This window comes from Neisseria animaloris, from assembly GCF_900637855.1.
GTDB lineage: Bacteria > Pseudomonadota > Gammaproteobacteria > Burkholderiales > Neisseriaceae > Neisseria > Neisseria animaloris.
In genome coordinates this window covers 198,493-222,823 of the sequence record NZ_LR134440.1, presented here as the reverse complement: position 1 = coordinate 222,823, position 24,331 = coordinate 198,493, and the positions used below count along the sequence as shown (strand labels likewise).

At 51.3% G+C, this 24,331-nt stretch carries 21 protein-coding genes and 1 pseudogene; 16 read left to right on the top strand and 6 right to left on the bottom strand.

Annotated elements, in window-relative coordinates; translation table 11 throughout:
* Positions 1-70 precede the first annotated feature (70 nt).
* The 3 genes from iscX to hscA all read right to left on the bottom strand — a co-directional run bounded on the left by iscX (position 71) and on the right by hscA (position 2,757).
* The gene (iscX, locus tag EL216_RS01025) at positions 71-265 is read right to left on the bottom strand and encodes a Fe-S cluster assembly protein IscX (protein ID WP_085389915.1); all 195 of its coding nucleotides are present in this window, start codon (positions 263-265) and stop codon (positions 71-73) included.
* 60 nt (positions 266-325) lie between these two features.
* Entirely contained in the window at positions 326-667 is a 342-nt protein-coding gene (fdx, locus tag EL216_RS01020) for an ISC system 2Fe-2S type ferredoxin (protein WP_085389674.1), read from the bottom strand.
* A 227-nt stretch (positions 668-894) separates the two neighbouring features.
* Positions 895-2,757, bottom strand: coding sequence for a Fe-S protein assembly chaperone HscA (hscA, locus tag EL216_RS01015; RefSeq protein ID WP_085389673.1), 1,863 nt, complete (start codon positions 2,755-2,757; stop codon positions 895-897).
* Positions 2,758-2,948: 191 nt separating this feature from the next.
* On the opposite strand from hscA, the gene hpnD reads away from it, so the two are divergent.
* The 3 genes from hpnD (at position 2,949) to EL216_RS01000 (ending at position 5,950) form a co-directional block, all read left to right on the top strand.
* Positions 2,949-3,797: a presqualene diphosphate synthase HpnD gene (gene hpnD, locus EL216_RS01010; protein ID WP_085389672.1), complete on the top strand. Its 849-nt coding sequence runs from the start codon at positions 2,949-2,951 to the stop codon at positions 3,795-3,797.
* Positions 3,794-5,125: a hydroxysqualene dehydroxylase HpnE gene (gene hpnE / locus EL216_RS01005; RefSeq protein ID WP_085389671.1), complete on the top strand. Its 1,332-nt coding sequence runs from the start codon at positions 3,794-3,796 to the stop codon at positions 5,123-5,125. The genes hpnD and hpnE overlap by 4 nt, the downstream gene beginning before the upstream one ends.
* Before the next feature lie 105 nt (positions 5,126-5,230).
* A complete protein-coding gene (locus tag EL216_RS01000; RefSeq protein ID WP_085389670.1) occupies positions 5,231-5,950 on the top strand; it encodes an SDR family oxidoreductase in 720 nt (239 codons plus the stop codon).
* Between the two features lie 120 nt (positions 5,951-6,070).
* Here the strand turns inward: EL216_RS01000 and rpe are convergent, their stop codons facing one another.
* Positions 6,071-6,754, bottom strand: a complete 684-nt coding sequence (gene rpe, locus EL216_RS00995) for a ribulose-phosphate 3-epimerase (protein WP_107928125.1) — start codon at positions 6,752-6,754, stop codon at positions 6,071-6,073.
* Between the two features lie 201 nt (positions 6,755-6,955).
* Here rpe and EL216_RS00990 point away from each other — a divergent pair, with 201 nt between their 5' ends.
* The 7 genes and pseudogenes from EL216_RS00990 (at position 6,956) to rarD (ending at position 16,642) form a co-directional block, all read left to right on the top strand.
* On the top strand, positions 6,956-7,387 hold the full coding sequence (locus tag EL216_RS00990; protein ID WP_085389914.1) for a hypothetical protein: 432 nt from the start codon (positions 6,956-6,958) through the stop codon (positions 7,385-7,387).
* 132 nt (positions 7,388-7,519) lie between these two features.
* Positions 7,520-8,995, top strand: coding sequence for an anthranilate synthase component I (gene trpE, locus EL216_RS00985; protein ID WP_085389668.1), 1,476 nt, complete (start codon positions 7,520-7,522; stop codon positions 8,993-8,995).
* A gap of 111 nt (positions 8,996-9,106) precedes the next feature.
* Positions 9,107-10,249 (top strand): 5-(carboxyamino)imidazole ribonucleotide synthase, encoded by a 1,143-nt coding sequence (locus EL216_RS00980; RefSeq protein ID WP_085389667.1) that lies wholly within the window; start codon positions 9,107-9,109, stop codon positions 10,247-10,249.
* 258 nt (positions 10,250-10,507) lie between these two features.
* On the top strand, positions 10,508-12,073 hold the full coding sequence (locus EL216_RS00975) for a glycosyltransferase family 2 protein (RefSeq protein WP_085389666.1): 1,566 nt from the start codon (positions 10,508-10,510) through the stop codon (positions 12,071-12,073).
* Between the two features lie 91 nt (positions 12,074-12,164).
* Positions 12,165-13,532 (top strand): murein hydrolase activator EnvC family protein, encoded by a 1,368-nt coding sequence (locus EL216_RS00970; protein ID WP_085389665.1) that lies wholly within the window; start codon positions 12,165-12,167, stop codon positions 13,530-13,532.
* Between the two features lie 260 nt (positions 13,533-13,792).
* Positions 13,793-15,247 (top strand): S41 family peptidase, encoded by a 1,455-nt coding sequence (locus EL216_RS00965; RefSeq protein ID WP_085389664.1) that lies wholly within the window; start codon positions 13,793-13,795, stop codon positions 15,245-15,247.
* Between the two features lie 485 nt (positions 15,248-15,732).
* Positions 15,733-16,642, top strand: a pseudogene (gene rarD / locus EL216_RS00960) (EamA family transporter RarD).
* 141 nt (positions 16,643-16,783) lie between these two features.
* On the opposite strand, the gene bfr (EL216_RS00955) reads toward rarD, so the two are convergent.
* Together bfr (EL216_RS00955) and bfr (EL216_RS00950) are read right to left on the bottom strand one after the other, a co-directional pair.
* Positions 16,784-17,257 carry a bacterioferritin gene (bfr, locus tag EL216_RS00955; protein ID WP_085389663.1) on the bottom strand — a complete coding sequence of 158 codons (474 nt, stop codon included), beginning with the start codon at positions 17,255-17,257 and terminating at the stop codon, positions 16,784-16,786.
* 26 nt (positions 17,258-17,283) lie between these two features.
* A complete protein-coding gene (bfr, locus tag EL216_RS00950) occupies positions 17,284-17,748 on the bottom strand; it encodes a bacterioferritin (RefSeq protein WP_085389662.1) in 465 nt (154 codons plus the stop codon).
* A 386-nt stretch (positions 17,749-18,134) separates the two neighbouring features.
* On the opposite strand from bfr (EL216_RS00950), the gene typA reads away from it, so the two are divergent.
* From typA to EL216_RS00920, 6 genes are all read left to right on the top strand, one after another.
* Positions 18,135-19,946, top strand: a complete 1,812-nt coding sequence (gene typA / locus EL216_RS00945) for a translational GTPase TypA (RefSeq protein ID WP_085356437.1) — start codon at positions 18,135-18,137, stop codon at positions 19,944-19,946.
* 594 nt (positions 19,947-20,540) lie between these two features.
* A complete protein-coding gene (locus tag EL216_RS00940; RefSeq protein WP_085389913.1) occupies positions 20,541-21,347 on the top strand; it encodes a DUF4198 domain-containing protein in 807 nt (268 codons plus the stop codon).
* Between the two features lie 59 nt (positions 21,348-21,406).
* Complete coding sequence (gene corA / locus EL216_RS00935; protein ID WP_085389661.1) at positions 21,407-22,471, top strand: magnesium/cobalt transporter CorA; 1,065 nt, start codon at positions 21,407-21,409, stop codon at positions 22,469-22,471.
* Positions 22,472-22,522: 51 nt separating this feature from the next.
* Positions 22,523-23,011, top strand: a complete 489-nt coding sequence (locus EL216_RS00930; protein ID WP_085389660.1) for an acyl-CoA thioesterase — start codon at positions 22,523-22,525, stop codon at positions 23,009-23,011.
* Positions 23,012-23,172: 161 nt separating this feature from the next.
* Positions 23,173-23,964 (top strand): polyamine aminopropyltransferase, encoded by a 792-nt coding sequence (locus EL216_RS00925; protein ID WP_085389912.1) that lies wholly within the window; start codon positions 23,173-23,175, stop codon positions 23,962-23,964.
* Between the two features lie 26 nt (positions 23,965-23,990).
* Positions 23,991-24,323, top strand: coding sequence for a (2Fe-2S) ferredoxin domain-containing protein (locus EL216_RS00920; RefSeq protein WP_085389659.1), 333 nt, complete (start codon positions 23,991-23,993; stop codon positions 24,321-24,323).
* Positions 24,324-24,331 lie beyond the last annotated feature (8 nt).

Sequence of the window (24,331 nt, the reverse complement as noted above, 5' to 3'; positions counted from 1 at the left end):
AACTTGAGGCCGTCTGAAAATATTTCAGACGGCCTTTCCAATATAAAAACTTATATTACTCAGAAGTTATTTATTCCGCCTCGTCAATCCAAGCCTGCTGTACGGCTTCGAGAATGCGCTCGCCGCAGTGGGCAGGATTGTCATCAAAATCAGGAAGGGCAAGGATCAATTCCCGCAGCTGGGTAAAACGGATGGTCTTGGGATCGATGTCTCCGTGGGTGTCGTAAAGTTCTTCGGCGATGCGTTGGGTGTCTGTCCATTTCATGGTGTGTTCCTTTGCTGTGTCGAGGCCGTCTGAAAAAACCATTCAGACGGCCTTTCTGTTTTAATGATGCTCGCGCGCGTGGTTGATGGTGTATTTGGGGATTTCCACCACCAAATCTTCATCGGCTACTTTGGCTTGGCAGCTCAAACGCGATTCGGCTTCCAAACCCCATGCCTGATCAAGCAGGTCTTCTTCGATTTCAGACGGCTCTTCCAAGCTGTCGAAACCCTGCCGCACAATCACGTGGCAAGTGGTGCAGGCGCAGGATTTTTCGCAGGCGTGGTCGATTTCGATATCGTGGTCGAGCAGTAAATCGCAAATGGTTTGACCTTCAGGCGCGTTTTCAATGACTTTACCTTCGGGACATAGTTCGGTGTGTGGAAGTATGGTTACTTTCGGCATGTTATTCCTGTTATGTATGGTGGTCTTGAGCCACTGATTATTTACACTTTTTGAGCCGCCCCCATCAAAGATTTGGAACAATTCAAACTGATTCAATTGTATAGATATCTATGGCCTAAAATCAAATTTTTCAAATACTTATACTGTTAAATGATAGTGGGCTTATACCCCACCCTATTTTTTCAGACGGCCTCTTAATCTTTTAAAGGCCGTCCGAAAACCGGTGCTTAAATCTCTTCTACCCTCTGCCCCGTCAAAGCCCGCTTGATATTCCTATCCATACGTTTGGCGGCAAAATCATCGGTAGCATGTCCTAACGCAGATACAGCGTTGCGGATTTCGTCGGCATTGCCTGTATAAACGAGATTCTGCAAAACGGTGATGCTGTCACGGATGGCGGCAAGTTCGGTTTCGCTTAATAAATCGCCGTCCATTTCCAATGCGGCTGCTACGGCTGCAATCAGGCCTTCGGCTTCTACAACGGCTTCGGCGTGGGCGCGGGCGGCCATGTCGTCGGAGGCGTTGGACATGCTGTCTTTCAGCATTTGCGTGATGGTTTCGTCGTCGAGGCCGTAGGAAGGTTTCACTTCGATTTGCGCCTGCACGCCGGTGGATTGTTCGCGGGCAGACACGGAAAGCAGGCCGTCTGCGTCCACTTGGAAGGTAACGCGGATGCGGGCGGCGCCGGCCACCATCGGCGGAATACCGCGCAAGGTGAATTTGGCGAGGCTGCGGCAGTCGGACACGAGTTCGCGTTCGCCCTGCACCACATGGATGGTCATCGCGGTTTGGCCGTCTTTAAAGGTGGTGAACTCTTGGGCGCGGGCGGTGGGCAAGGTGCTGTTACGCGGGATGATTTTTTCGGCCAGACCGCCGTAGGTTTCGAGGCCGAGCGACAACGGGGTAACGTCGAGCAGCAGCCATTCGTCTTCGTTTTTATTGCCTGCCAGCACATTGGCCTGCATCGCCGCGCCGAGTGCGACCACTTGGTCGGGGTTTAGGTTGTTGAGCGGCGTTTGGCCGAAAAAGGTAGCCACGGCTTGCTGAACGTGCAGCATGCGGGTGGAGCCACCCACCATAATCACGCCTTTCACGTCGGCTTTGCCCACGCCGGCATCTTTCAAAGCCTGTTTTACCGGCTCGATGGTTTTGGCAACCAGATGCTGGGTGAGGTTGTGGAATGCTTGGCGGGTAACGGTGGTATCGACTTGGCGGCCGTCTGAAAGCACCGTGCGCACGGTGGCGCTGGTGTCGGTAGTCAAGGTTTCTTTGGCGGCACGGGCGAGGCTGAGCAGCAGTTGGCTGTCTTGCTCGTTGAGTTGGGACAAACCGTTTTGTTCGAGCAACCAGCAGAACAGGCGGTGGTCGAAGTCGTCGCCGCCGAGTGCGCTGTTGCCGTTGGTGGCTTTCACTTCAAACAGCCCTTTGGTGAGCTGCAATACGGATACGTCGAACGTGCCGCCGCCGAGGTCGTACACCACAAACGTGCCTTCCGATGCATTGTCCAAGCCGTAGGCAATGGCGGCGGCGGTCGGTTCGTTGAGCAGGCGCAAAACGTTTAATCCGGCCAGCCGTGCGGCATCTTTGGTGGCTTGGCGTTGGGCATCGTCGAAATAGGCGGGCACGGTAATCACGGCACCTACGAGTTCGCCGCCGAGGTTTTCTTCGGCACGCTGCTTCAAGGCGCGGAGAATGTCGGCCGATACGTCGATAGGCGTTTTGTCGCCCGCGCGGGTGTGCAGCTCGATAATGCGTTCGTTGCTGCCGAAGCGGTAGGGCAAATAATGTGGGTCTTGTTTTAAATCTTCCAGCGTGCGGCCGATGAGGCGTTTGGCCGAACTTATGGTGTTGACCGGGTCGATTTTTTGGGCTTTGAGTGCGTCGTAGCCGACTTCGGAGCGGGAATCTTCGCAATAGCGCACTACGGAGGGCAGCGTTACCCGCCCTTGTTCGTCGGGCAGGCAAACGGCACTGCCGCTTTTAACGGAGGCGACAAGGCTGTTGGTGGTGCCTAAGTCGATACCGACGGCTAGGCGGTGTTGGTGCGGTGCGGCGGACATGCCGGGTTCGGCGATTTGCAGAAGTGCCATGTTTTGTGTGCCTTTTGAAGTGTTATTTTTGTCGCCAATTATTTTAGCAGATTTGGAAGAGGTAGTTGAGTAGTTTTGTCGGGAATAGGCGGAGGCCGTCTGAAAGCAGCTGTTTTCAGACGGCCTCGAATTGTTATCCCCCCTGTTTCCCGCTACAATCCGTATCCGATAAAAACCATTCAGGAACCGCCGTGCTGCCGCTCGAATACTGCCGTCACAAAGCCGCCGAAAGCAAATCCAGCTTTCTGGCGGGTTTTCGTTTTCTGCCGCAACCGAAACGCGATGCCATGACCGTGCTGTATGCCTTCTGCCGCGAGCTGGACGATGTGGTGGACGACTGTTCCGACCGGCACGTTGCACAAACCACGCTCAACTGGTGGCGGATCGAGCTGGCCAAAGTGTTCGGCAGCGAAACGCCGGAACACCCGGTTTGCCGTGCCTTGAAAACCGTTACCGCCGATTTCGGCCTGCCGCAGGAAGAGTTGGAAGACATCATCAACGGCATGCAGATGGATTTGGAGCAGGCCCGCTACGGGCGTTTTGAAGACCTGAAACTTTACTGCTACCGTGTGGCGGGCGTGGTCGGGCGGCTAATTGCCCGCATTCTCGGTTTCAGACGACCTGAAACGCTGCAATACGCCGAAACGCTCGGATTGGCTTTACAACTTACCAACATCATCCGCGATGTCGGCGAAGACGCACGCAACGGGCGCATTTACCTGCCCACAGAAGAATTGCAGCGTTTCAACGTGCCTGCGCAAGTGCTGATGCAGCGCACGCCCACGCCCGAATTCGCCGCGCTGATGGATTTCCAAGTCAACCGCGCCCGCGATACCTACCGCGAAGCCGTGAGGCTGCTGCCGTCTGAAGACAAAAAAGCCCAAAAAGCCGGTTTGGTGATGGGCAGCATTTACTATGCCTTATTGAACGAAATCGCTGCCGACGGTGCCGAAAACGTATTGAAATACAAAATCGCCATTCCTTCGCCGCGCAAAAAACGCATCGCCCTGAAAACATGGCTGTTCGGATTTAACCCATGAAACCGCAAAACCCACGCCCCAAAATCGCTGTTATCGGCGCAGGCTGGGCAGGCTTGTCCGCCGCCGTACAGCTTGCCCCGCACGCCGGCCTGACGCTGTTTGAAGCAGGCCGCAACGCCGGCGGTCGTGCGCGCACCCTGAATGCCGACAACAGCGGCTTCAGCTTTCTCGACAACGGCCAGCACATCCTGCTCGGTGCTTATCACGGCGTGCTTGCGCTGATGAAACAGATCGGTGCGGACGAACACCAAGCCTTTCTGCGCATGCCGCTGCAATGGCATATTTCAGACGGCCTCCAATTTCAGACGGCCTCTTTGCCTTCGCCGCTGCATATCATTGTGGGATTACTTAAAGCCAAGAATATCGGTTTCGGAGAAAAAATCAAGCTGCTCAACGATATGCACGCGCTGCAACAGCGACACCGCTCGCCGCTACCGCTACCCGACATCACTGTGGCCGAATGGCTGCGCAGCCGCAATGTCCAACGCAAAGCCGTCGCGCAATTCTGGCAGCCGCTGATATGGGGCGCATTGAACACGCCGCTCGAATCCGCGAGTCTGCAAACACTGTGTAATGTTTTGCAAGATGGTGTGTGGGCGGATAAAACCGGCAGCGATTATCTTTTGCCCAAGCAAGATTTAGGCAGCATCATCGCCGAACCCGCGTTGAGATTTTTGGCCAAACATCGGGCGGACATCCGTATGGAAACGCGCGTGTCGCAGCTTTCCAACCTGCCCGACGGTCGCGTGTGCGTGAACGGCGAAACGTTTGATGCCGCCATTCTTGCCGTCGCCCCCTATCATGCCGCCGCGCTGATGCCGTCTGAAACCCCCGCCGATATTCAGACGGCCTTTGAAGGCATCACCTACCATGCCATCACCACCGTTTATCTGCGCTACGCCGAAACCGTGCATCTGCCCGCGCCGCTTACCGGCTTGGCCGAAGGAACCGCACAATGGTTCGTCCACCGCTCCGCACTGGGCTTGCCCGCCAATGAAACTGCTGCCGTGATCAGCGTGTCCGACCACATAGGCCGTCTGAAAAACGAAGAATGGATTGCGCGCGTAGATGCCGATTTAAAAACGCTTTGCCCTTATCTGGGCGAACCGCTTGCCGCGCAAGTGATTACCGAAAAACGCGCCACCGCCGTATCTGGCAGCAGCCCCGCTCTCGCCGATTTGGCATGGCTGCACCACCGCCGCATCTACCCTGCCGGCGACTACCTACATCCGCGCTACCCCGCCACGCTGGAAGCCGCCGTACAATCCGGCGCAACCGCCGCAGAACTGTGTTTGAGCGAATACAACCCGCACAAGCCGAAACTTTAGCGTTAATCGACCGGCCTTACCGCAGTTCGCCACAACCCTCGACACCGCAACATTTTTTCAGACGGCCTGCCGTCGATACCGATTAAAACCTTAAAGGAAAAACCCATGAGCCAGCTTCAAAACAAAACCATCCTGATTACCGGCGCATCGCAAGGTATCGGCGAACAAGTCGCCAAAGCCTACGCCGCCGCAGGTGCCACCGTGGTGCTGGTTGCCAGACACCAGAAAAAACTCGAAAAAGTGTATGACGAAATCGCAGCATCGGGCGGCCCCGAACCCTTCGCCATCTGCTTCGACCTTTTAACCGCCGAAGAAGCCGAGTTCGACCGCTTCGCCGCCACCATCGCCGAAGCCACCGGCAACAAGCTCGACGGTATCGTGCATTGCGCCAGCTACTTCTACGCCCTCTCCCCGCTCGATTTCCAAACCGTAGCCGAGTGGGTCAACCAATACCGGATCAACACCGTCGCACCCATGGGCTTAACCCGCGCCTTCCTGCCCCTGCTCAAAGAGTCGCCCGACGCTTCGGTGATTTTCGTCGGCGAAAGCCACGGAGAAAACCCGCGCGCCTACTGGGGCGGTTTCGGCGCATCCAAGGCCGCACTCAACTATTTGTGCAAAGTTGCCGCCGACGAATGGGAACGCTTCCCCAACCTGCGCGCCAACGTGCTCGTGCCCGGTGCCGTCAACTCGCCCCAACGCATGAAAACCCACCCCGGCGAAGCCCGCGCCGAACGCAAAAACTACGAAGACATCATGCCCGAATTTGTTTGGTGGAGCAGTGAAGAAAGCAAAGGGCGCAGCGGCGAGATTGTGTATTTATAACCCCCCGATTTTAATATTCCGCAACACCAGTCCGCCCCCGCTGTTCCGTATAGACTTCCAAAAATAGAAAGAGGCCGTCTGAAATGCTTTCAGACGGCCTCTTGATAAATTTCCTGGTTACTATACCGCCGCTTTAGCCAATTCCGCACGCATCTCGTCGATAACGGCTTTGTAGTCAGGTTTCCCGAAAATCGCCGAGCCGGCCACAAACGTATCCGCACCCGCCGCCGCTACTTGAGCAATATTGTCGGTTTTGATGCCGCCATCCACTTCTAAGGCGATTCTACGGCCGCTCTCACTTTCGTACATATCGAGCAAATCGCGCACTTGGCGGATTTTCACTAAAGTTTGCGGAATAAAACTCTGCCCGCCGAACCCCGGGTTTACCGACATCAGCAACACCATATCCAGTTTGTCCAGCACATTTTCCAATACATAAACCGGTGTGGCAGGATTCAATACCAAGCCGGCCTGACAACCCGCTTCCTTAATCAAACCCAAGCTACGGTCGACATGACGGCTGGCTTCGGGATGAAAAGTAATGATATCCGCACCTGCCTGAGAAAACGAACGGATCAAATCATCCACAGGCTCCACCATCAAATGCACATCCACAGGCACCGTAGCATAAGGTTTCAATGCGGCACACACCATCGGCCCGAAAGTAAGATTGGGCACATAATGGTTATCCATCACATCAAAATGGATCAAATCGGCACCGGCTTCGATAACAGCCGATACTTCTTTACCCAAACAAGCAAAATCAGCAGACAAGATGCTGGGGGCAATACGGTACTTTTGCACGATTAATTACTCTCCTTAGTAATCTTTTTTCAAATGGCTGTTATCAACATATTCCCACAAAACCGAATATAATCAACTGCTGATATTCAAAAATTTTCAAAAAATTTCATTGTCATTAACGAAAGTTAACTACGATTATACCGCGTTTCACACACATATCCGCTATATTTTGCGGTGTTACAAAATTGGGAAAACAATAAAATGCTTATCGCTTTCAAACTGGGCCGAGTTACGCAATCCGTTACCATCGGCCTTTTTATTCTGTGTACAAGCCAAGCACAAGCTATGCAACTCACTTCACAACTCGACGACTTCCACCCCAACTGCGACGTACGTCCGCTCGGCCTTTCCGATTCTCAAAACAACGAATTGCGCAACCTCAGAAAAGAATATAAAAAAGCGCGCGATAAAGCCGCCCGCAAAGCCGACCGCATTAATAAAAACCGCCGCCGCAACATTATCAAAATTTTATCCGAAGATAAATTCGATACCGAAAACGCCCGCGACTATGTAGAAAACCGCTATACCTTCAGCATGGATTTCGCCGTAGACGAATTGGCCATCCAGCACCGTTTCTATAAGCTGCTCAGTCCCCAACAACGTTTGTTGTGGCTGAATTCCTGTTTAAAATAACATCTCGTTTCAGCTATCTTCATCAAGCAAGGCCGTCTGAAAACCTGTTCAGACGGCCTTTTAACACCCCAAATATACCTGAAACTGCTATACTCACCCGCATTTCCCAACCCGTCTCAGGCCGTCTGAAACATGATTACCAAACAAGAATATCAAGCCCAAGCCGCCGCAGGTTACAACCGCATTCCGCTGGTTCAAGAGCTGCTGGCCGATCTCGACACCCCGCTTTCCCTTTATCTCAAGCTGGCCAACCAACCCTACACCTACCTGCTCGAATCCGTGGTCGGCGGCGAACGCTTCGGACGCTATTCCTTTATCGGCCTGCCCTGCCGCACCTACCTCAAAGCATCCGGCAAAAAAGTGGACGTTTATCAAAACGGTAAAATCACCGAGCAATACGAAGGCAACCCGCTGCATTTCATCGAACGGTTTCACGAGCGATTCAAAACGCCCGAAATCCCCGGCCTGCCCCGCTTTACCGGCGGCTTGGTCGGCTACTTCGGCTATGAAACCATCTACCATTTCGAGCATTTCGCCCACCGCTTCCAAAACAGCGGCAAGCCCGACACCATCGGCACGCCCGATATTCTGCTGATGCTTTCCGAAGAGCTGGCCGTTGTCGACAACCTCAGCGGCAAAATCCACCTGATCGTTTATGCCGACCCCGCCCAAGCCAACGGCTACGAACAAGCCCGCGAACGCTTGGAAGACCTGCGCACCCGCCTGCGCCAAAGCTGCGCCATCCCCCTTTCGCTGGGCAGCCCCAAAACCGAACCCGAACACGAAACCGGCGAAGCCCGCTACAAAGAATACGTACGCAAAATCCGCGAATACATTCTCGACGGCGACTGTATGCAGGTTGTGCCCAGCCAGCGCATGAAGCAGAAGTTTACCGACAACCCGCTCAGCCTCTACCGCGCCCTGCGCACGCTCAATCCCTCGCCGTATATGTTTTACTACGACTTCGGCGATTTCCACGTTGTCGGCTCGTCGCCCGAAATCCTCGTGCGCCGCGAACGCGACAACATCATCGTGCGCCCCATCGCCGGCACCCGTCTGCGCGGCCAAACCCCCGCCGAAGATTTGGCCAACGAACAAGATTTGCTGGGCGATGCCAAAGAAATCGCCGAGCATGTGATGCTGATTGATTTGGGCCGCAACGATGTCGGCCGCGTCAGCCGAACCGGCGAAGTGAAAGTAACCGACAAAATGGTTATCGAACGCTATTCGCACGTGATGCACATCGTTTCCAACGTAGAAGGCCGTCTGAAAAACAACATCGACAACATGCAGATACTCGCCGCCACCTTTCCCGCCGGCACGCTGTCGGGCGCGCCGAAAGTACGCGCGCTCGAAATCATCGAAGAACTCGAACCCAACAAACGCTGCATCTACGGCGGCGCGGTCGGCTGCTGGAGCTTCAACAACGATATGGACTTGGCCATCGCCATCCGCACCGCCGTGATTAAAGGCGAAACCCTGTATGTGCAAAGCGGCGGCGGCATCGTGGCCGATTCCGACGAAGAAGCCGAATGGCAGGAAACCCAAAACAAAGCCCGCGCGGTATTGCGGGCAGCGCAAATGGTGCAGGAAGGCTTGGATAAGTGAGGCCGTCTGAAATTTTGTTAAAACATCTGCTATAAAATTTACAGTCTTAATTTACTCATATGGATGATTTTCTAAAATAACATATTGAAAATAAAATCTTTGAAATAAAAAATGAAAACTCTACCAATTCTCCCCCCCGCCAATCTCGGCATTCTCGGCGGTGGACAGCTTGGCCGTATGTTTGCCGTCGCTGCCAAAACCATGGGCTACCGAGTTACCGTGCTCGACCCCGATCCCAACGCACCTGCCGCCGACTTTGCCGACCGCCATTTGTGCGCTGATTTCGACAACGAGGCCGCCTTAAACGAGCTGGCTAAATGCGCTGCGGTTACCACCGAATTTGAAAACGTCAACGCCGATGCCATGCGTTTTTTGGCTCAACACACCGTAATTTCACCCAGCGGCGACTGCGTAGCCATTGCACAAAACCGCATCCAGGAAAAAGCATGGATTCAAAAAGCCGGCTTGCAAACCGCACCCTATCAGGCCGTCTGCAAACCTGAAGACATCACCGAAGCCAGCGCGGCGTTTCTGCCCGGCATCCTCAAAACCGCCACATTGGGCTACGACGGCAAAGGTCAAATCCGCGTCAAAACCTTGAGCGAACTGAAAGCCGCATTTACCGAACACGGCGGCGTAGAATGCGTATTGGAAAAAATGGTGGACTTACGAGGCGAAATTTCCGTGATCGTATGCCGTCTGAACAGCGACAACACGCAAACCTTCGACCCCGCCGAAAACATCCACGAAAACGGCATTCTCGCCTACTCCATCGTCCCCGCCCGCTTGAGCGCAGACGTGCAGCAGCAAGCACGGCAAATGGCACGCCGCTTGGCCGACGAGCTGGGCTACGTTGGCGTATTGGCGGTAGAAATGTTTGTGGTCGGCGATACAAACGAATTAATCGTCAATGAAATCGCCCCTCGCCCGCACAACAGCGGTCACCACACCATCGATGCCTGCGCCACAGATCAATTCCAGCAACAAGTACGCATCATGTGCGGTCTGCCGCCCGCTGATACCCGTTTATTGTCGGGCTGCTGTATGGCCAATATTCTGGGCAATGTGTGGGGAAAAGACGGCGGCGAACCCGATTGGCTGCCGGTACAAAACCACCCACACGCACACTTACATCTATACGGAAAAAAATCCGCGCATGTCGGCAGAAAAATGGGACATTTCACCGTATGCGCCGATGATGCTGATGAAGCGTTTAAAACCGCACAAGCCTTACACGGCAGCTTGTCGGCATAACACCAACAGCGGCAGGCCGTCTGAACAGATTTATCATTGTTCAGACGGCCTGATTTTTTGCCAAACCTGTGAAAATATCGGAAACTTAATATTTTTGAAAAGCGGCAATGTAAGCGGTTTAAAAAATCATTCCCTTTGAACTAAAGCGTAGCAACACCGTGGCAAGTTTAGTTTATTTGCTATACCATGCTTTTCAGACGGCCTTATCTTCATGAACCAAGCTGTTTTTTCAGACGGCCTCCCTCACCTTAACCATTTATGCAAACACACAAAATCCCCGCCAGCGCAACCATGCTGGTTAAAAATTCCGAACGCTATCTACAAGAAGTGCTCACTGCGTTGACCGACTTCGACGAAGTGCTGCTGCTCGACAACGGCTCTGCTGACCGCACGCTTGAAATTGCCGCCCGCTTCGGCAACGTGCGCGTGTGCAAGCACGAGTTTATCGGCTTCGGCCCGATGAAAAACCTCGCCGCGTCGTTGGCCAAACACAATTGGATTTTCAGTATCGACAGCGACGAAGTGCCCGATGCCGAGCTGATTGAAAGCATCCGCGATGCCGTAGAACACGACGACCCGCAAACCGTGTACACCTTGTCGCGGCTGAACCATTACAACGGCCGCTTAATCAAAGGCTGCGGCTGGTATCCCGACATTCTGCCACGCCTGTATCAGCGCAACTATATTCAGTTTTCAGACCGCAAAGTGCATGAATCCTTGGTGTTGCCGCCCAAAACCAACGTCCGCTCCCTCAAAGGCCGTCTGAAACATTATTCGTTTCAAAACGCCGAAGGACTGATTCAAAAAATGCAGCAATACAGCACGCTGTATGCCGAAGAAAACCGCTACAAAAAAGATTCTTCGCCGTTTAAAGCCCTTTGGCACGGCGCGGCATCGTTTATCAAAAACTACCTGCTCAAAAAAGGCTTTCTCTACGGTTCGGACGGCCTGATTATTTCCGCCGCCAATGCACAAGGTTCGTACTACAAATACGTTAAGCTCTACGAACACAACCGCAACATGAGCGTATCGCTGACCATCACCACCTACAACCGCCCCGACGCGCTGGCTTTGGTGTTGAAATCGGCGTTGGCGCAAACCCGCCTGCCGCAGGAAATCATCATCGCCGACGACGGTTCCGACAGGCGCACCACCGAAGTGGTCGGCAAATTTACCCAAGCCAGCCCCGTGCCGGTGAAGCACACTTGGCAGAAAGACGACGGCTTCCGCGCCGCCGAATCACGCAACCGCGCCATTGCCGCCGCCACATCGGATTACCTGATCATTATCGACGGCGACATGGTGCTCGACCCGTCGTTTATCGCCGACCACATCGCCGCAGCCAAAAAAGGCCGTCTGATTCAAGGCTCGCGCGTAATCCTTACCAAAGCGCGCACCGACGACATTCTCAGCCACCCCAATCTGCCGCTGCCCGACCTTTCGTTTACCGCCAACGGCATCGAAAAACGCCTGTCCGCCCTACGCCTAACCAAACTCGCCAAGCTGATCGGCAAACGCGGCAACCGCAAACACAAAGGCATCAAAAGCTGCAACATGGGCTTTTTCCGCGACGATGCACTGGCGGTAAACGGCTTCAACAACGAATTTGTCGGCTGGGGTCGCGAAGACAGCGAATTTGTCGCCCGCTGCTACCATAGCGGCATGAAACGGCACAATCTGAAATTCGCCGGTATCGCCTACCACTTATGGCACCACGAAGCCGAACGCGCCGCCTTACCACAAAACGATGCCCTGCTGCAGGCCACATTGGATGAAAAGAAAACCCGCTGCGAACGGGGCGTGAACGAATTTCTGGAAAGCTGAACAAACCATAGAAAGCAGGCTTCGTTCTGATTTTCAGACGGCCTGCCTATCCGCTATAATTGCGCCCGTATAACCTTTGCAAACAACCGCCATGCCGTTCAAATACCTGCTGCCAGCCGCCCTGCTCTGCCTTTCCGTTCCGGCCGTCGCCGCGCCCGAACCGCCCCCTGCCACCGCCGCAGAAGCCACGGGAGATTTAAAAGAAATCCGCGAAGCCATTAGCGCCGCCCAAACCGACCTGAAGCAAAAACAGGCTGCCCAACGCAGCGCCCACGCCGCTCTCGAACGTACCCGCGCCGCACTTGCCAAAGCACAGAAAGAGCTTGCTGCCATCAATAAGCAGCAGCGCACCGCATGGGAAAAACTGCAAACCCTGCAAAACGAATTAGGCCGTCTGAAAACCGAAATAACCGGTACCAAAGCCCAAGTGGCACGGCTATTGGCGGGGCATTACAAAAACCGCCAACCCAACGCCGTGGTGCTGTTTTTAAAAAATGCCGAACCCGGCCAAAAAGCCCGTTATCTGCAATACAGCCGCTACATCAATCAAGCCAACGAAAAAGTTATCGGCGATTTGGCCAAACAGCAAACCGAATTGGAACAACAAGAAGCGGCCATTGATGCGGAATTGGCACGTTTGAACAAAATCAAAGCGCAAAAACAGGCAGCACTGAACAAACTCGGCCGTGCCAATTCAGAAGCACAAACCGAAAGCAACCGGCTTTCCTCCCAAATCGACGGGCAAACCAAACGCATTGCCAACCTGCGTGAAAACGAACAACGTCTGAACAAACTGTTGGCCGACATTGCCAAACGCAATGCTGAAAAACGCCGGAAAGAAGCGGCCGCCCGCAAAAAAGCAGCCGAAGAACGCATCGCCGCAGCAGAAAAAGCCCGTGCCGAACGAGCTAAAAAAGGCAAAACAACGAAAAAAGACGGCAAATCCGCCGATAAAAAATCTACCCAAATCCCCAAAACACCTTCAAAAAGCACCGCCTCTAAAACACCACATTCCACTCTCACCACTGAAGACCGCGCTTTGCAGGCTCCCGCTGAAACCCTTGAAAACCGATACAGCTTCAGCCGCATGCAAGGCCGCTTGCGGCGCCCCGTCAGAGGCAATATCGGCGGGCGTTTCGGCCAACCGCGTCCGGGCGGAGGCACTTGGAAAGGCGTATTTTTCACCACCGGCAGCGCACCGGTTCAAAGCATCGCAGCAGGTACCGTGGCCTATGCCGGTCCGTTAAGCGGCTACGGCAATATGGTGGTGCTCGACCACGGCGACGGCTATGTAAGCGTTTATTCAGGCTTGAGCGGCATCTCCGTTTCCGGCGGCAGCAGTGTTACCTCAGGGCGAACCATTGGCACCAGCGGCAGCCTGCCTTCCGGCGAGCAAGGGCTGTATTTGGAAATCCGTTACCGCAGCCAACCGATGAATCCGCTCTCGTGGGTACGTTAACCCTGTTTTCAGACAGCCTCTCTCTTAATATATTGAGGCCGTCTGAAAAATCATCTGCATATGCCTGATGTATATTAACTATTTCAAATTTATTATTTGGGGAAATAGGAAAAACGTATGAAAACCGTTACAAAATCCAACTGAATTAGCATTTTTTTACCCCTATACTGTTGCCCGCATCAAATAAATCACATAAAGTTTACCAATTATCCGGACAGGCCGTCTGAAAGCCTGAAAAAGACGAAAGAGAAAGCAAAACGATGTCTAAATCCACTTTGAAAAAAGTAGCCCTTTATACACTCGGCGCATTCAGCGGAGTGGCACTAAGCCTCAGCGTACAAAGCTATGCCGCCAACAAAGACAAAGCAGAAGCCCTGCCCGTGCAATCCATCCGCACTATGGCGGAAGTGTACGGCCAGATCAAAGCCAATTATTACCAAGACAAATCCGACGACAAATTGATCGAAGGGGCCATGAAAGGCATGGTTGCCGGCCTTGATCCGCATTCCGAATACATGACCAAAAAAGACTACGCCGACTTGAAAGAGTCCACCAGCGGCGAATTCGGCGGTTTAGGCATGGAAGTAGGCTCGGAAGACGGCTTTGTGAAAGTGGTTGCACCGATTGAAGACACACCTGCCGAACGCGCCGGCGTAAAAAGCGGAGATTTTATTGTAAAAATCAATGGTGTTTCCACCCGCGGCATGACCGTTAACGAAGCCGTGAAAAAAATGCGCGGCAAGCCCGGCACCGATATTGTGCTCACGCTTTCGCGTAAAGATGCCACCAAGCCGATTACCGTCAAGATTACCCGTGCTATCATCAAAGTAAAAAGCGTGCGCCACCATCTGCTTGAGCCCGGCTACGGCTATATCCGCATCAGTCAGTTCCAAGAGCGTACTGTTGCCGCACTAAATGAATCGGCCCAAGCCTTAAGCAAACAAAACAAAGCCCCGCTTAAAGGTTTGGTACTTGACCTGCGGGACGACCCCGGCGGTTTGCTGAACGGCGCGGTTGGCGTATCCGCCGCCTTCCTGCCTGCTGAAGCCACCGTAGTCAGCACCAAAGGCCGCGACGGTAGGGGCGGCATGATACTGAAAGCAATTCCGGAAGACTACATGCTCACTACCGGAAAAGATCCGCTTCACGGCCTGCCCGCCGAATTGAAAACCGTTCCGGTTACCGTACTGATTAACTCCGGTTCCGCTTCCGCTTCCGAAATCGTTGCCGGTGCACTGCAAGATCACCGCCGTGCCGTGGTAGTCGGCACACAAAGTTTCGGTAAAGGTTCGGTACAAACCGTATTACCGCTTTCCAACGGCAGTGCAATCAAGCTGACAACCGCCCTGTATTACACACCGAAAGACCGCTCAATCCAAGCACAGGGCATCGTTCCCGATGTGGAAGTAAAAGACAAAAACCGCCTGTTTGAGAGCCGCGAAGCCGATCTGCTCGGCCATATCGGCAATCCGCTCGGTGGTGAGGAAGTAAACGGTAACGACTATGTGCCCTCCGAACCGGAACCTGCTCCGAAAATCAAAGGCAAAAAAGATAAAAAAGACGAAGATATTTCTTCGCGTCGTATCCCCAATCCGGCCAAAGACGACCAACTGAAAAAAGCCTTGGATTTGATAAAATCACCCGCTCAATGGCAAAAATCTCTCGGGCTCGCCGCTAAAAAACCGGCATCGAAAAAAGAGAAAAGTAGCGAATAAAGTAATCTCTCAGTAAGCCCCGGAGGCCGTCTGAAAACTTTTCAGACGGCCTCTATTTAGTTATTCCAATATCAAAATATAAAAACAGCCTCTGAATACATTTTCGGGATTTTTACGGATGCCTTGCGCCGGTTCGTTTCCGGGTTTTCAAATACATCACTCTCTTAAAACTCCATTCCGCTCACTGTTGCAGGTATAGGTGACAGTATTAAATCCAAACGCAATCGCCGTAAAATCAACCATGCTTTATGCAAGACATCATTTTAAACAATAAAGCTAAAACAACATTACTCAGGCCGTCTGAAACACACCTCCCCCCTTTTCAGACGGCCTCAATTAACATCGGCACTTGCGGATAAACCGACAAACTAAAGCAGGAATCTGCTACCCTCAAAGTAGTTATTTTTTCACCTGAACCGATAACACCATAGAATTATCCTGTCCATCCGCTATACAATAATATATTAATAAATCGAAATGCCATCATGAGTGAAATACGAAAAGGCGTACTCGCCGCCTTGCTATCCAACATCTTATTCGGCGTGTTGTACCTTTACGGCCGCTGGATGGAACCGATGGGCGGCACGGAAGTTTTTGCATGGCGTATAGTCAGCATGCTGTTCATACTCTGGCTGACCTTGCTGACTACCCGCACACTACATAGTGTTTTTACCTACATCAAAAAAATTGGAAAAAATCGGAAACAGTGGGCTTATATCATTTTGCCCACTCCTATTTTAGCCAGCCAGTTATGGCTGTTTATGTGGGGCCCTGTCAACGGTTATGGTGTAGACATTGCAATGGGTTACTTTTTATTCCCGCTGATGATGGTTTTGTGCGGGCGCATTTTTTTAGCCGAATATGTCAACCGCCTGCAATGGCTGGCCGTAGGTTTGGCGGCTCTCGGTGTGGCACATGAATTATGGCAAACCCATGCTTTTTTCCTGGGCTACTTTATGGGTTCTGGGCACCTACCCGATTTACTATCTTCTCCGCCGTATAATGCGTGTGCCCGTACTGGCAGGATTGTTGATAGACTTAACCTTGATTTCTCCCATTGCCGTTATTTACCTTTTGTTGCAACCGCACAGTTTGCAAATTTTGGCGGAACCGTCTAAATACTGGCTGCTGATTCCTCTGCTCGGCATCATTAGTACCGCAGCCATGCAACTTAATCTGCAAGCCAGTCGGATGCTGCCCGTAACCCTGTTCGGCATGTTGAGTTATCTCGAACCCGTATTGTTATTTATGCTTGCCGTCTTGGTACTCCAAACACCGGTTTCCGTGCAATCTTTAACTACTTATGGTTTGATTTGGTGCGGGCTCGGGTTGAGTTTGCTGGACGGTTGGCTGAAAATGCGTAAAAAATCGCAGTCCGTAGCTCCTATAAACTAAAGCCGTCAGGCAATCCAAATAAATTAAGCACACCAATCATGGTAAATACTTTTCAAACATAAGAAAACGGCATGCTGAAACTGCATGCCGTTTTATTTTCAGGTGCTCAAAAGAACTGCTATATTGGCAGTAGTTTGTGTTTCAGTCCTCTTGCGCCCCGGTTTGCAGATAATTGGCCAAACCGATATTGGTAACCAATTCTTGCTGGGTTTCCAGCCAATCGATATGTTCCTCATTGGTATCTTTTTGTTTTTCCAACAAATCGCGGCTTACATAATCTTGTTTTTCTTCGCACAATGCAATTGCTGCGATAAGTGCATCGTGCTTTTCCTGCTCTTTAGCTAAATCACATTTGATGATTTCTTCAGTGCTTTCGCCAATCAGCAATTTTCCTAAATCTTGTAGATTAGGCAAACCTTCAAGCAGTAAAATACGTTCGATTAAATCATCGGCAGCTTTCATTTCTACAATAGACTGCTTATAGAAATGTTCGCCTAATTCTTCAAAGCCCCAGTTTTTCAAAATACGGGCATGTAAGAAGTATTGGTTGATGGTTACCAGCAACAGGCCGAGGTTTTTGTTTAACTCGCGAATAACCAAACGATCGCCTTGCATAACAAACTCCTTGTTTATCCAATTGATTATAATTGGCTTTGCAGATAATTTTGCATACCTACCAATTCAATCAAGCGAAGCTGTTGCTCCAGCCAATGTGCATGATCTTCTTCAGTATCTTTCAGCTGCTCCACTAATAACTCACGGGTAACGTAATCTTGTTTTTCTTCACACAATTTGATACCGCGTTTGAGGGCTTCCCGTACTTCCAATTCAGTATTCAAATCGGCTTTCAGCATGGCAGGAACATCGGCACCCACATTGATTTTAGACGGAACCATGTTCGGAATACCGCCCAACATCAGAATACGGCGGATAAACGCTTCGGCATGTAGGGTTTCATCTTCCATTTCATGGCCGATGCGTTCGAATAATTTGGTGTAGCCCCATTCGGCATACATGCGCGAGTGGATAAAATATTGGTCGCGGGCTGCCAGCTCACCTGCCAACAACTCGTTCATATAATCGATAACGGCTTTATCGCCTTTCATGATGTGTCCTTTCTAAAATATATGCTGTGTTCAACTTTTAGCGGTTTTTACTTGAATTCAATTTTTATAAATTGTAACAACAAATCTAAAAATTTTAAATTTTCTATTTAAAATACAAACAATTATCAACAACAATGCGGATTTAAAGAATAAGCTGCATCAAGGTTACCATCTTGTTTATTAAACATTTATTTTAAAATTTGACTGCTATTCAAACGTGGCAAAACATAAATATCTAAACATTTATTTACATTATTTAACTGTTTGAAATTACCCACTAACTACAAAACCCTTTCCAGAATGCCGATAAGTACACAATAAAATGCTAAAAAAACCATGTTATAATGCACAGTTATTTTTATTTTATCCATTATCAAAGAAAAATCATGAAGCAAATCCGCAATATCGCCATTATCGCCCACGTCGACCACGGCAAAACCACCTTGGTAGACCAGCTCTTGCGCCAATCCGGCACTTTCCGCGCCAACCAGCAGGTTGACGAGCGCGTGATGGACAGCAACGATCTCGAAAAAGAACGCGGCATCACCATCCTTGCCAAAAACACCGCCATCGAATACGAAGGCTACCACATCAATATCGTCGACACTCCCGGACATGCCGACTTCGGCGGCGAAGTGGAGCGCGTCTTGGGCATGGTCGATTGCGTGGTATTGCTGGTAGATGCCCAAGAAGGCCCTATGCCGCAAACCCGCTTCGTTACCAAAAAAGCCTTGGCGTTAGGTCTGCGCCCGATTGTTGTGATCAACAAAATCGACAAACCGAGCGCGCGCCCGAGCTGGGTAATCGACCAAACCTTCGAGCTGTTCGACAAACTCGGCGCAACCGACGAGCAATTGGATTTTCCCATTGTGTACGCATCCGGCTTGAGCGGTTTTGCCAAATTGGAAGAAGATGACGAAAGCAGCGACATGCGCCCGCTGTTTGAAACCATTCTCAAGCACACCCCTCCCCCCAGCGGCAATGCCGACGAAACCCTGCAACTGCAAATTTCCCAACTCGACTACGACAACTACACCGGTCGCTTGGGTATCGGCCGCATTTTGAACGGCCGCATCAAACCCGGCCAAGTGGTTGCCGTGATGAACCACGAAAAACAAGTGGCACAAGGCCGCATCAACCAACTGTTGGGCTTTAAAGGTTTGGAGCGCGTACCCTTGCAAGAGGCCGAAGCCGGCGACATCGTGATTATTTCCGGTATCGAAGACATCGGCATCGGCGTTACCATCACCGACAAAGACAACCCACAAGGTCTGCCCATGTTGAGCGTGGACGAGCCTACCCTGACGATGGACTTTATGGTGAACACCTCTCCTCTGGCCGGCACCGAAGGCAAATTCGTTACCTCGCGCCAAATCCGCGACCGTCTGCAAAAAGAATTGCTGACCAACGTCGCCCTGCGTGTGGAAGATACCGAAGATGCCGACGTATTCCGCGTATCCGGTCGCGGCGAACTGCACTTGACCATTCTGTTGGAAAACATGCGCCGCGAAGGTTACGAACTGGCAGTAGGCAAACCGCGCGTGGTGTTCCGCGAAATCGACGGCCAAAAATGCGAGCCTTATGAAAACCTGACCGTTGACGTGCCCGACGACAACCAAGGTGCCGTGATGGAAGAACTCGGCCGCCGCCGCGGCGAGCTGACCAATATGGAAAGCGACGGCAACGGCCGCACCCGCTTGGAATACCATATCCCCGCACGCGGCCTGATCGGTTTCCAAGGCGAGTTTATGACCTTAACCCGCGGTGTCGGCCTGATGAGCCACGTTTTCGATGATTACGCACCGGTTAAACCCGATATGCCCGGCCGCCACAACGGTGTTTTGGTTTCTCAAGAACAAGGCGAAGCGGTGGCTTACGCATTGTGGAACTTGGAAGACCGCGGCCGTATGTTTGTATCGCCCGGCGAAAAAATCTACGAAGGCATGATTATCGGTATCCACAGCCGCGACAACGACTTGGTGGTTAACCCCTTAAAAGGTAAAAAACTCACCAACGTGCGCGCCAGCGGCACCGACGAAGCCGTGCGCCTGACCACGCCGATCAAGCTGACTTTGGAAAGCGCGGTCGAGTTTATCGACGACGACGAACTGGTGGAAATCACCCCGCAATCCATCCGCTTGCGCAAGCGTTACCTGCAAGAGCATGAGCGCCGTAAACACTTCAAAAAATTAGACTGATTCCGTTAGTTTCACAGGCCGTCTGAAAATAAATTTTCAGACGGCCTTTCGTAATCGAGCCGTTTCATCCCCAAGCAACACGACCAATATAAAGCAGCAAAATAAAAGCACTACGGATATAGCCAAGAAACTTAACAGAGACTTAACTGACTGCAACATTGCTACCCTTTCGCCTAAGCCTAAAGGGAACAGTTTTGTAAACTGCCGAAGTGGCAAACAACAGAATCGTTTCCGTACCACCCGTACTTTTCTGCGGCTTGCCGCCTTGTATCAGAAATAAGTTTATTTGCTACATAGTGCGGAACCGTTTCTACTATATTTTTAAAGTCTGCAACAGTATTATCTTTGAACAAAAACACGGCGCATCCTAACCGTTGTAAGCGACCGGTTATATTTTAAATTTTCAGACGGCCTAATGGCTTCAAAAAAATTCCCCAATTTAAAACAAATAGATAAACTTTGATATAACCATTGGGCATATGATTTTTGGAGCCATCTGAAATATTTTCAAAAGCTTCGGTTCATTTTCAATATTCAATGCTATATTATAACAACCTTTCGATTTGGAAAATTTGCAACCTGAGAGAGAAAAACATGAAAAAAACTGCTTTATTAACGCTGGCCGCCTTATTATGCACCACATCCGCACACGCCCACCGGGTATGGGTGGAAACTGCCCACACACATGGAGGCGAAATTCTGAAAGCCGAACTGGGCTACGGTGAATTTCCCGAAATGGAGCCCATCGCCAAAGACCGTTTGCACATTTTCCGCAAACCTATGCAGCTGGTTACGGAAAAAGGCAAAGAAGATTTGATTCAAAAGGGAAAATTTAATTACCAATACCAAAGCAAAAAGCCGGTGAAGGACGGAAGCTATCTGGTTCTTGCCGAATACCAGCCTACTTTTTGGTCGAAAAACAAAGCCGGCTGGAAGCAGGTTAGTATGAAAGAAATGGTTGATGCCGATTATTGCGAGCAAACCAGAATGTATGGTAAAAACATCGTCAATGTCGGCCATGAAAGTGCCGACACCAAAATCATTACCCGTCCGGTAGGCCAAGGCTTGGAAATCGTACCGTTAGATAATCCAGCCAACATTCATGTAGGCGACCGTTTTAAAGTGAAAGTACTGTTTAACGGCGAGCCTTTACCTGATGCCGTAGTTACTGCCACATTCGACGGCTTCGACACCAGCGACCGCAGTAAAACGCACAAAGTGGAAGCGCAAGCGTTTTACGACAAAACCGGCGGCAACGGCATCGTTGAAGTGATTCCGTTACGCCAAGGTTTCTGGAAAATCAATGTCGAGCACAAAACCGACTTTCCGGATCAAAAAATTTGCCAAAAACTTGCCAGTTACACTACGATGACTTTCCAAATAGGTCATCAAGGACATTAAACCGTCCCGGTTAACTTCAAAATATCGGGAGCAACTGTTTAATTTTCAAAACAAAACATATGCAAGAAACCTTATCTCCCGATCTGATACACAATGCCGACGAAACCGTGCCGCGCAGTAATATCGACGGCGTGCCGCAGCACGCCGTCCACCAAACGGTTTACTCCCCCGATACTTTTTTTCAAACCGACTACTTCCCCGACGGCCATCCGCCGGTTTTCCGCCAACCTCAAAACAGGGAAACCAACTGGCTGCATTTCGTCGGCATTACCGATACAACCCTGCTGAAAAACGCGCTCACCCCATACGGCATTCATGATCTGGTGCTGGAAGACATTCTCAGCCGAAAGCAACGCCCTAAAATCGAAGATTACGGAAATTATATTTTTATTGCCGCCCGCGTATATCAATATACATCCAATAAGCTGCAATCCGATCAAGTTTACCTGATCATCGGCACTGATTTTGTTTTTACTTTCCAGCAGCGTCCGCTCGGTTTGTTCAGCCCTACCCGCCGTCAGCTTCACGACAATCGTCACAACATCCGCAGCAAAGACGCGGCTTTTCTCGCCTACCGTTTTATCGACCGGATGATCGACGATTACTTCCTTACCCTCGACAAATACGATAATTTTGTTGAAAACATAGACAAAACCCTCTTCAGCGAAACCGCTGAAAACAAGCTCATCCTCAGCCGCATTCACCGTTTGAAACGTGATGCCGTAAGGTTGAGGCGCACGCTGCAGCCCTTGCGTGATGTACTTTACCAACTGGCACACGGCGAATTTGCCATTTTTCACGGAGAACCGCGGCTTTATCTACGCGATGTATACGACCATACCATGCAACTGATGGAGTCTCTAGATGCCTCGCGCGATATGGTGTTGAGTATGATGGATATTTATTTGTCGTTTCAATCCAACCGTCTAAACCGGCAAATGCGCGTGCTTACCGTCATCACTATTATTTTTATGCCGCTTACCGTGATTACCGGCATTTACGGCATGAATTTCGAGTATATGCCCGAACTTCGTTGGCACTACGGCTACTTTATGGTACTCGGCTTGATGATATTGATAATTATCGGCCTGTTAGTCTTTTTTTATCGCAGAAAATGGCTGTAAAGGTTATATTTCAGACGGCCTCCTATCTATCAACCTTTACAGAGCAATCCAATGGACACATTAACCCATGCACAACCCCAGCACGAATTACAAATGACCGTATTGATGACACCCGATATGGCCAACTTCAACGGTAATGTTCACGGCGGCGATTTGCTCAAACTGCTCGACCAAGTAGCCTATGCCTGCGCCAGCCGTTACAGCGGCCATTACTGTGTTACCCTCTCCGTAGACCAAGTAACCTTCAAAGAGCCGATTCACGTAGGCGAACTGGTTACATTCTTCGCCAGCATCAACCATGTCGGCCGCACTTCGATGGAAGTCGGTATCCGTGTCGAAGCCCAAAACATCCGTGCACGCACCAGCCGCCACACCAACAGTTGTTACTTCACCATGGTAGCCATAGAAAACGGCAAACCCGTCGCCGTGCCGCCACTGGAAATCGCCACCGAATTGCAGCGTTGCCGCTTTGAAGCCGCCGAACAGCGCAAATCCCTGCGCTTGCAGGCAAACAAAGCCGATTGCGGCCAATGCGGATAACCGGCTGAAAACCGCCGTTTATCTGTGCCGACCTCCTCAAAGCCTCTCCGCCAACGGCTTCAGGCTATTCCGGCACATAGCAATCAGCCGAATCAAGCATTTTAAACCGCGCCCGAGTGCAAACTGTATTAAAATACACCTTTTTTCGCATCATTCAGCCCATGGCCCGCCATCCTTACCGCCGTCTGCGCGCACAACAGTTCGAACTGCCTGAAGTAGGTATTTCCGAAACAGACAATATCCGTTCGCTGCATTTAGGCAGCTCAACCGTGCAAAGTTCGATGAACCTCGACAATCCCTCGGAGCTGGTGCTTTCATACAGCCGCGCCATGATGGGTTGGCTGCTGTTTGCAGAGCAGCCGCCCGCACATATCACCCAAATCGGTCTGGGCGGCGGCTCTTTTACCCGTTGGATAGACGCTTACCTGCCCGACACCCGCCAAACCGCCATCGACATCAATCCGCAAGTGATCAACGTGGCCCGCAGCCTGTTCGAGCTGCCTTTTGAAGACGAACGCTTCGAAATCATCGAAGCCGACGGTGCCGAATACATCAAAACCCTGCGCGGCAGCACCGACGTGATTCTTACCGACGGCTTCGACGGGCAGCAGATTATCGATGCTTTGGTGGAAATACCCTTTTTCGAAGACTGCCGCCAAGCCCTTTCGCCCGACGGCATTTTCGTTACCAACTGGTGGAGCGGCGACCGCCGTTACCGCCGCTTCGTCGAACGCCTGTTGGAGGTGTTTGAAGGCCGCGTATTGGAACTGCCTGCCGAAAGCCACGGCAATGTGGCCGTTATGGCTTTCCAAAACGCCCCGAAAGAACAAAATCTAGATCATCTGAAAAAGCGGGCGGATAAATTATCCGAACAATACGGCTTGGATTTCAAACGCATGCTGTCCGAGCTTAAAGCCAATAATCAAAACAACGGCAAACATTTTTATCTGTAACAACGCCGCATAAAGAGCAAACCGTTATGAGTTATTTTGAACGCCACTTATTCATCTGTACCAATGCCCGCCACGATGCCTGTAAACAAAGTTGCAACGACAACGGCGAAGGCACGGCAGCCGTTGATTTTTTAAAAGGCAATGCCAAAAAAATGGGCTTGATTGGCCCCGGCAAACTGCGTATCAGCAGTACCAGCTGCTTGGGGCGGTGCGAATCCGGCCCGCTGATGGTTATTTACCCCGAAGCACGCTGGTATACCTATGTGGACGAAGAAGACCTGCAAGACATCCTCGAACAGGATTTAGCCGGCGGCCAAGCCGTGGAACACCTGCTGATAGACGCTCCCGAAACCGAATGACGCCCCTA

Bases quoted from the DNA above. Each gene is read 5' to 3' on its own strand.
- trpE (WP_085389668.1), top strand. From the start codon at position 7,520: ATGATTACCAAACAAGAATATCAAGCCCAAGCCGCCGCAGGTTACAAC.
- EL216_RS00925 (WP_085389912.1), top strand. From the start codon at position 23,173: ATGGCCCGCCATCCTTACCGCCGTCTGCGCGCACAACAGTTCGAACTG.
- EL216_RS01000 (WP_085389670.1), top strand. From the start codon at position 5,231: ATGAGCCAGCTTCAAAACAAAACCATCCTGATTACCGGCGCATCGCAA.
- EL216_RS00975 (WP_085389666.1), top strand. From the start codon at position 10,508: ATGCAAACACACAAAATCCCCGCCAGCGCAACCATGCTGGTTAAAAAT.
- EL216_RS00920 (WP_085389659.1), top strand. From the start codon at position 23,991: ATGAGTTATTTTGAACGCCACTTATTCATCTGTACCAATGCCCGCCAC.
- EL216_RS00940 (WP_085389913.1), top strand. From the start codon at position 20,541: ATGAAAAAAACTGCTTTATTAACGCTGGCCGCCTTATTATGCACCACA.
- bfr (WP_085389662.1), bottom strand. From the start codon at position 17,748: ATGAAAGGCGATAAAGCCGTTATCGATTATATGAACGAGTTGTTGGCA.
- hpnE (WP_085389671.1), top strand. From the start codon at position 3,794: ATGAAACCGCAAAACCCACGCCCCAAAATCGCTGTTATCGGCGCAGGC.
- hscA (WP_085389673.1), bottom strand. From the start codon at position 2,757: ATGGCACTTCTGCAAATCGCCGAACCCGGCATGTCCGCCGCACCGCAC.
- corA (WP_085389661.1), top strand. From the start codon at position 21,407: ATGCAAGAAACCTTATCTCCCGATCTGATACACAATGCCGACGAAACC.
- EL216_RS00930 (WP_085389660.1), top strand. From the start codon at position 22,523: ATGGACACATTAACCCATGCACAACCCCAGCACGAATTACAAATGACC.
- fdx (WP_085389674.1), bottom strand. From the start codon at position 667: ATGCCGAAAGTAACCATACTTCCACACACCGAACTATGTCCCGAAGGT.
- bfr (WP_085389663.1), bottom strand. From the start codon at position 17,257: ATGCAAGGCGATCGTTTGGTTATTCGCGAGTTAAACAAAAACCTCGGC.
- EL216_RS00980 (WP_085389667.1), top strand. From the start codon at position 9,107: ATGAAAACTCTACCAATTCTCCCCCCCGCCAATCTCGGCATTCTCGGC.
- typA (WP_085356437.1), top strand. From the start codon at position 18,135: ATGAAGCAAATCCGCAATATCGCCATTATCGCCCACGTCGACCACGGC.
- iscX (WP_085389915.1), bottom strand. From the start codon at position 265: ATGAAATGGACAGACACCCAACGCATCGCCGAAGAACTTTACGACACC.
- EL216_RS00990 (WP_085389914.1), top strand. From the start codon at position 6,956: ATGCTTATCGCTTTCAAACTGGGCCGAGTTACGCAATCCGTTACCATC.
- EL216_RS00965 (WP_085389664.1), top strand. From the start codon at position 13,793: ATGTCTAAATCCACTTTGAAAAAAGTAGCCCTTTATACACTCGGCGCA.
- EL216_RS00970 (WP_085389665.1), top strand. From the start codon at position 12,165: ATGCCGTTCAAATACCTGCTGCCAGCCGCCCTGCTCTGCCTTTCCGTT.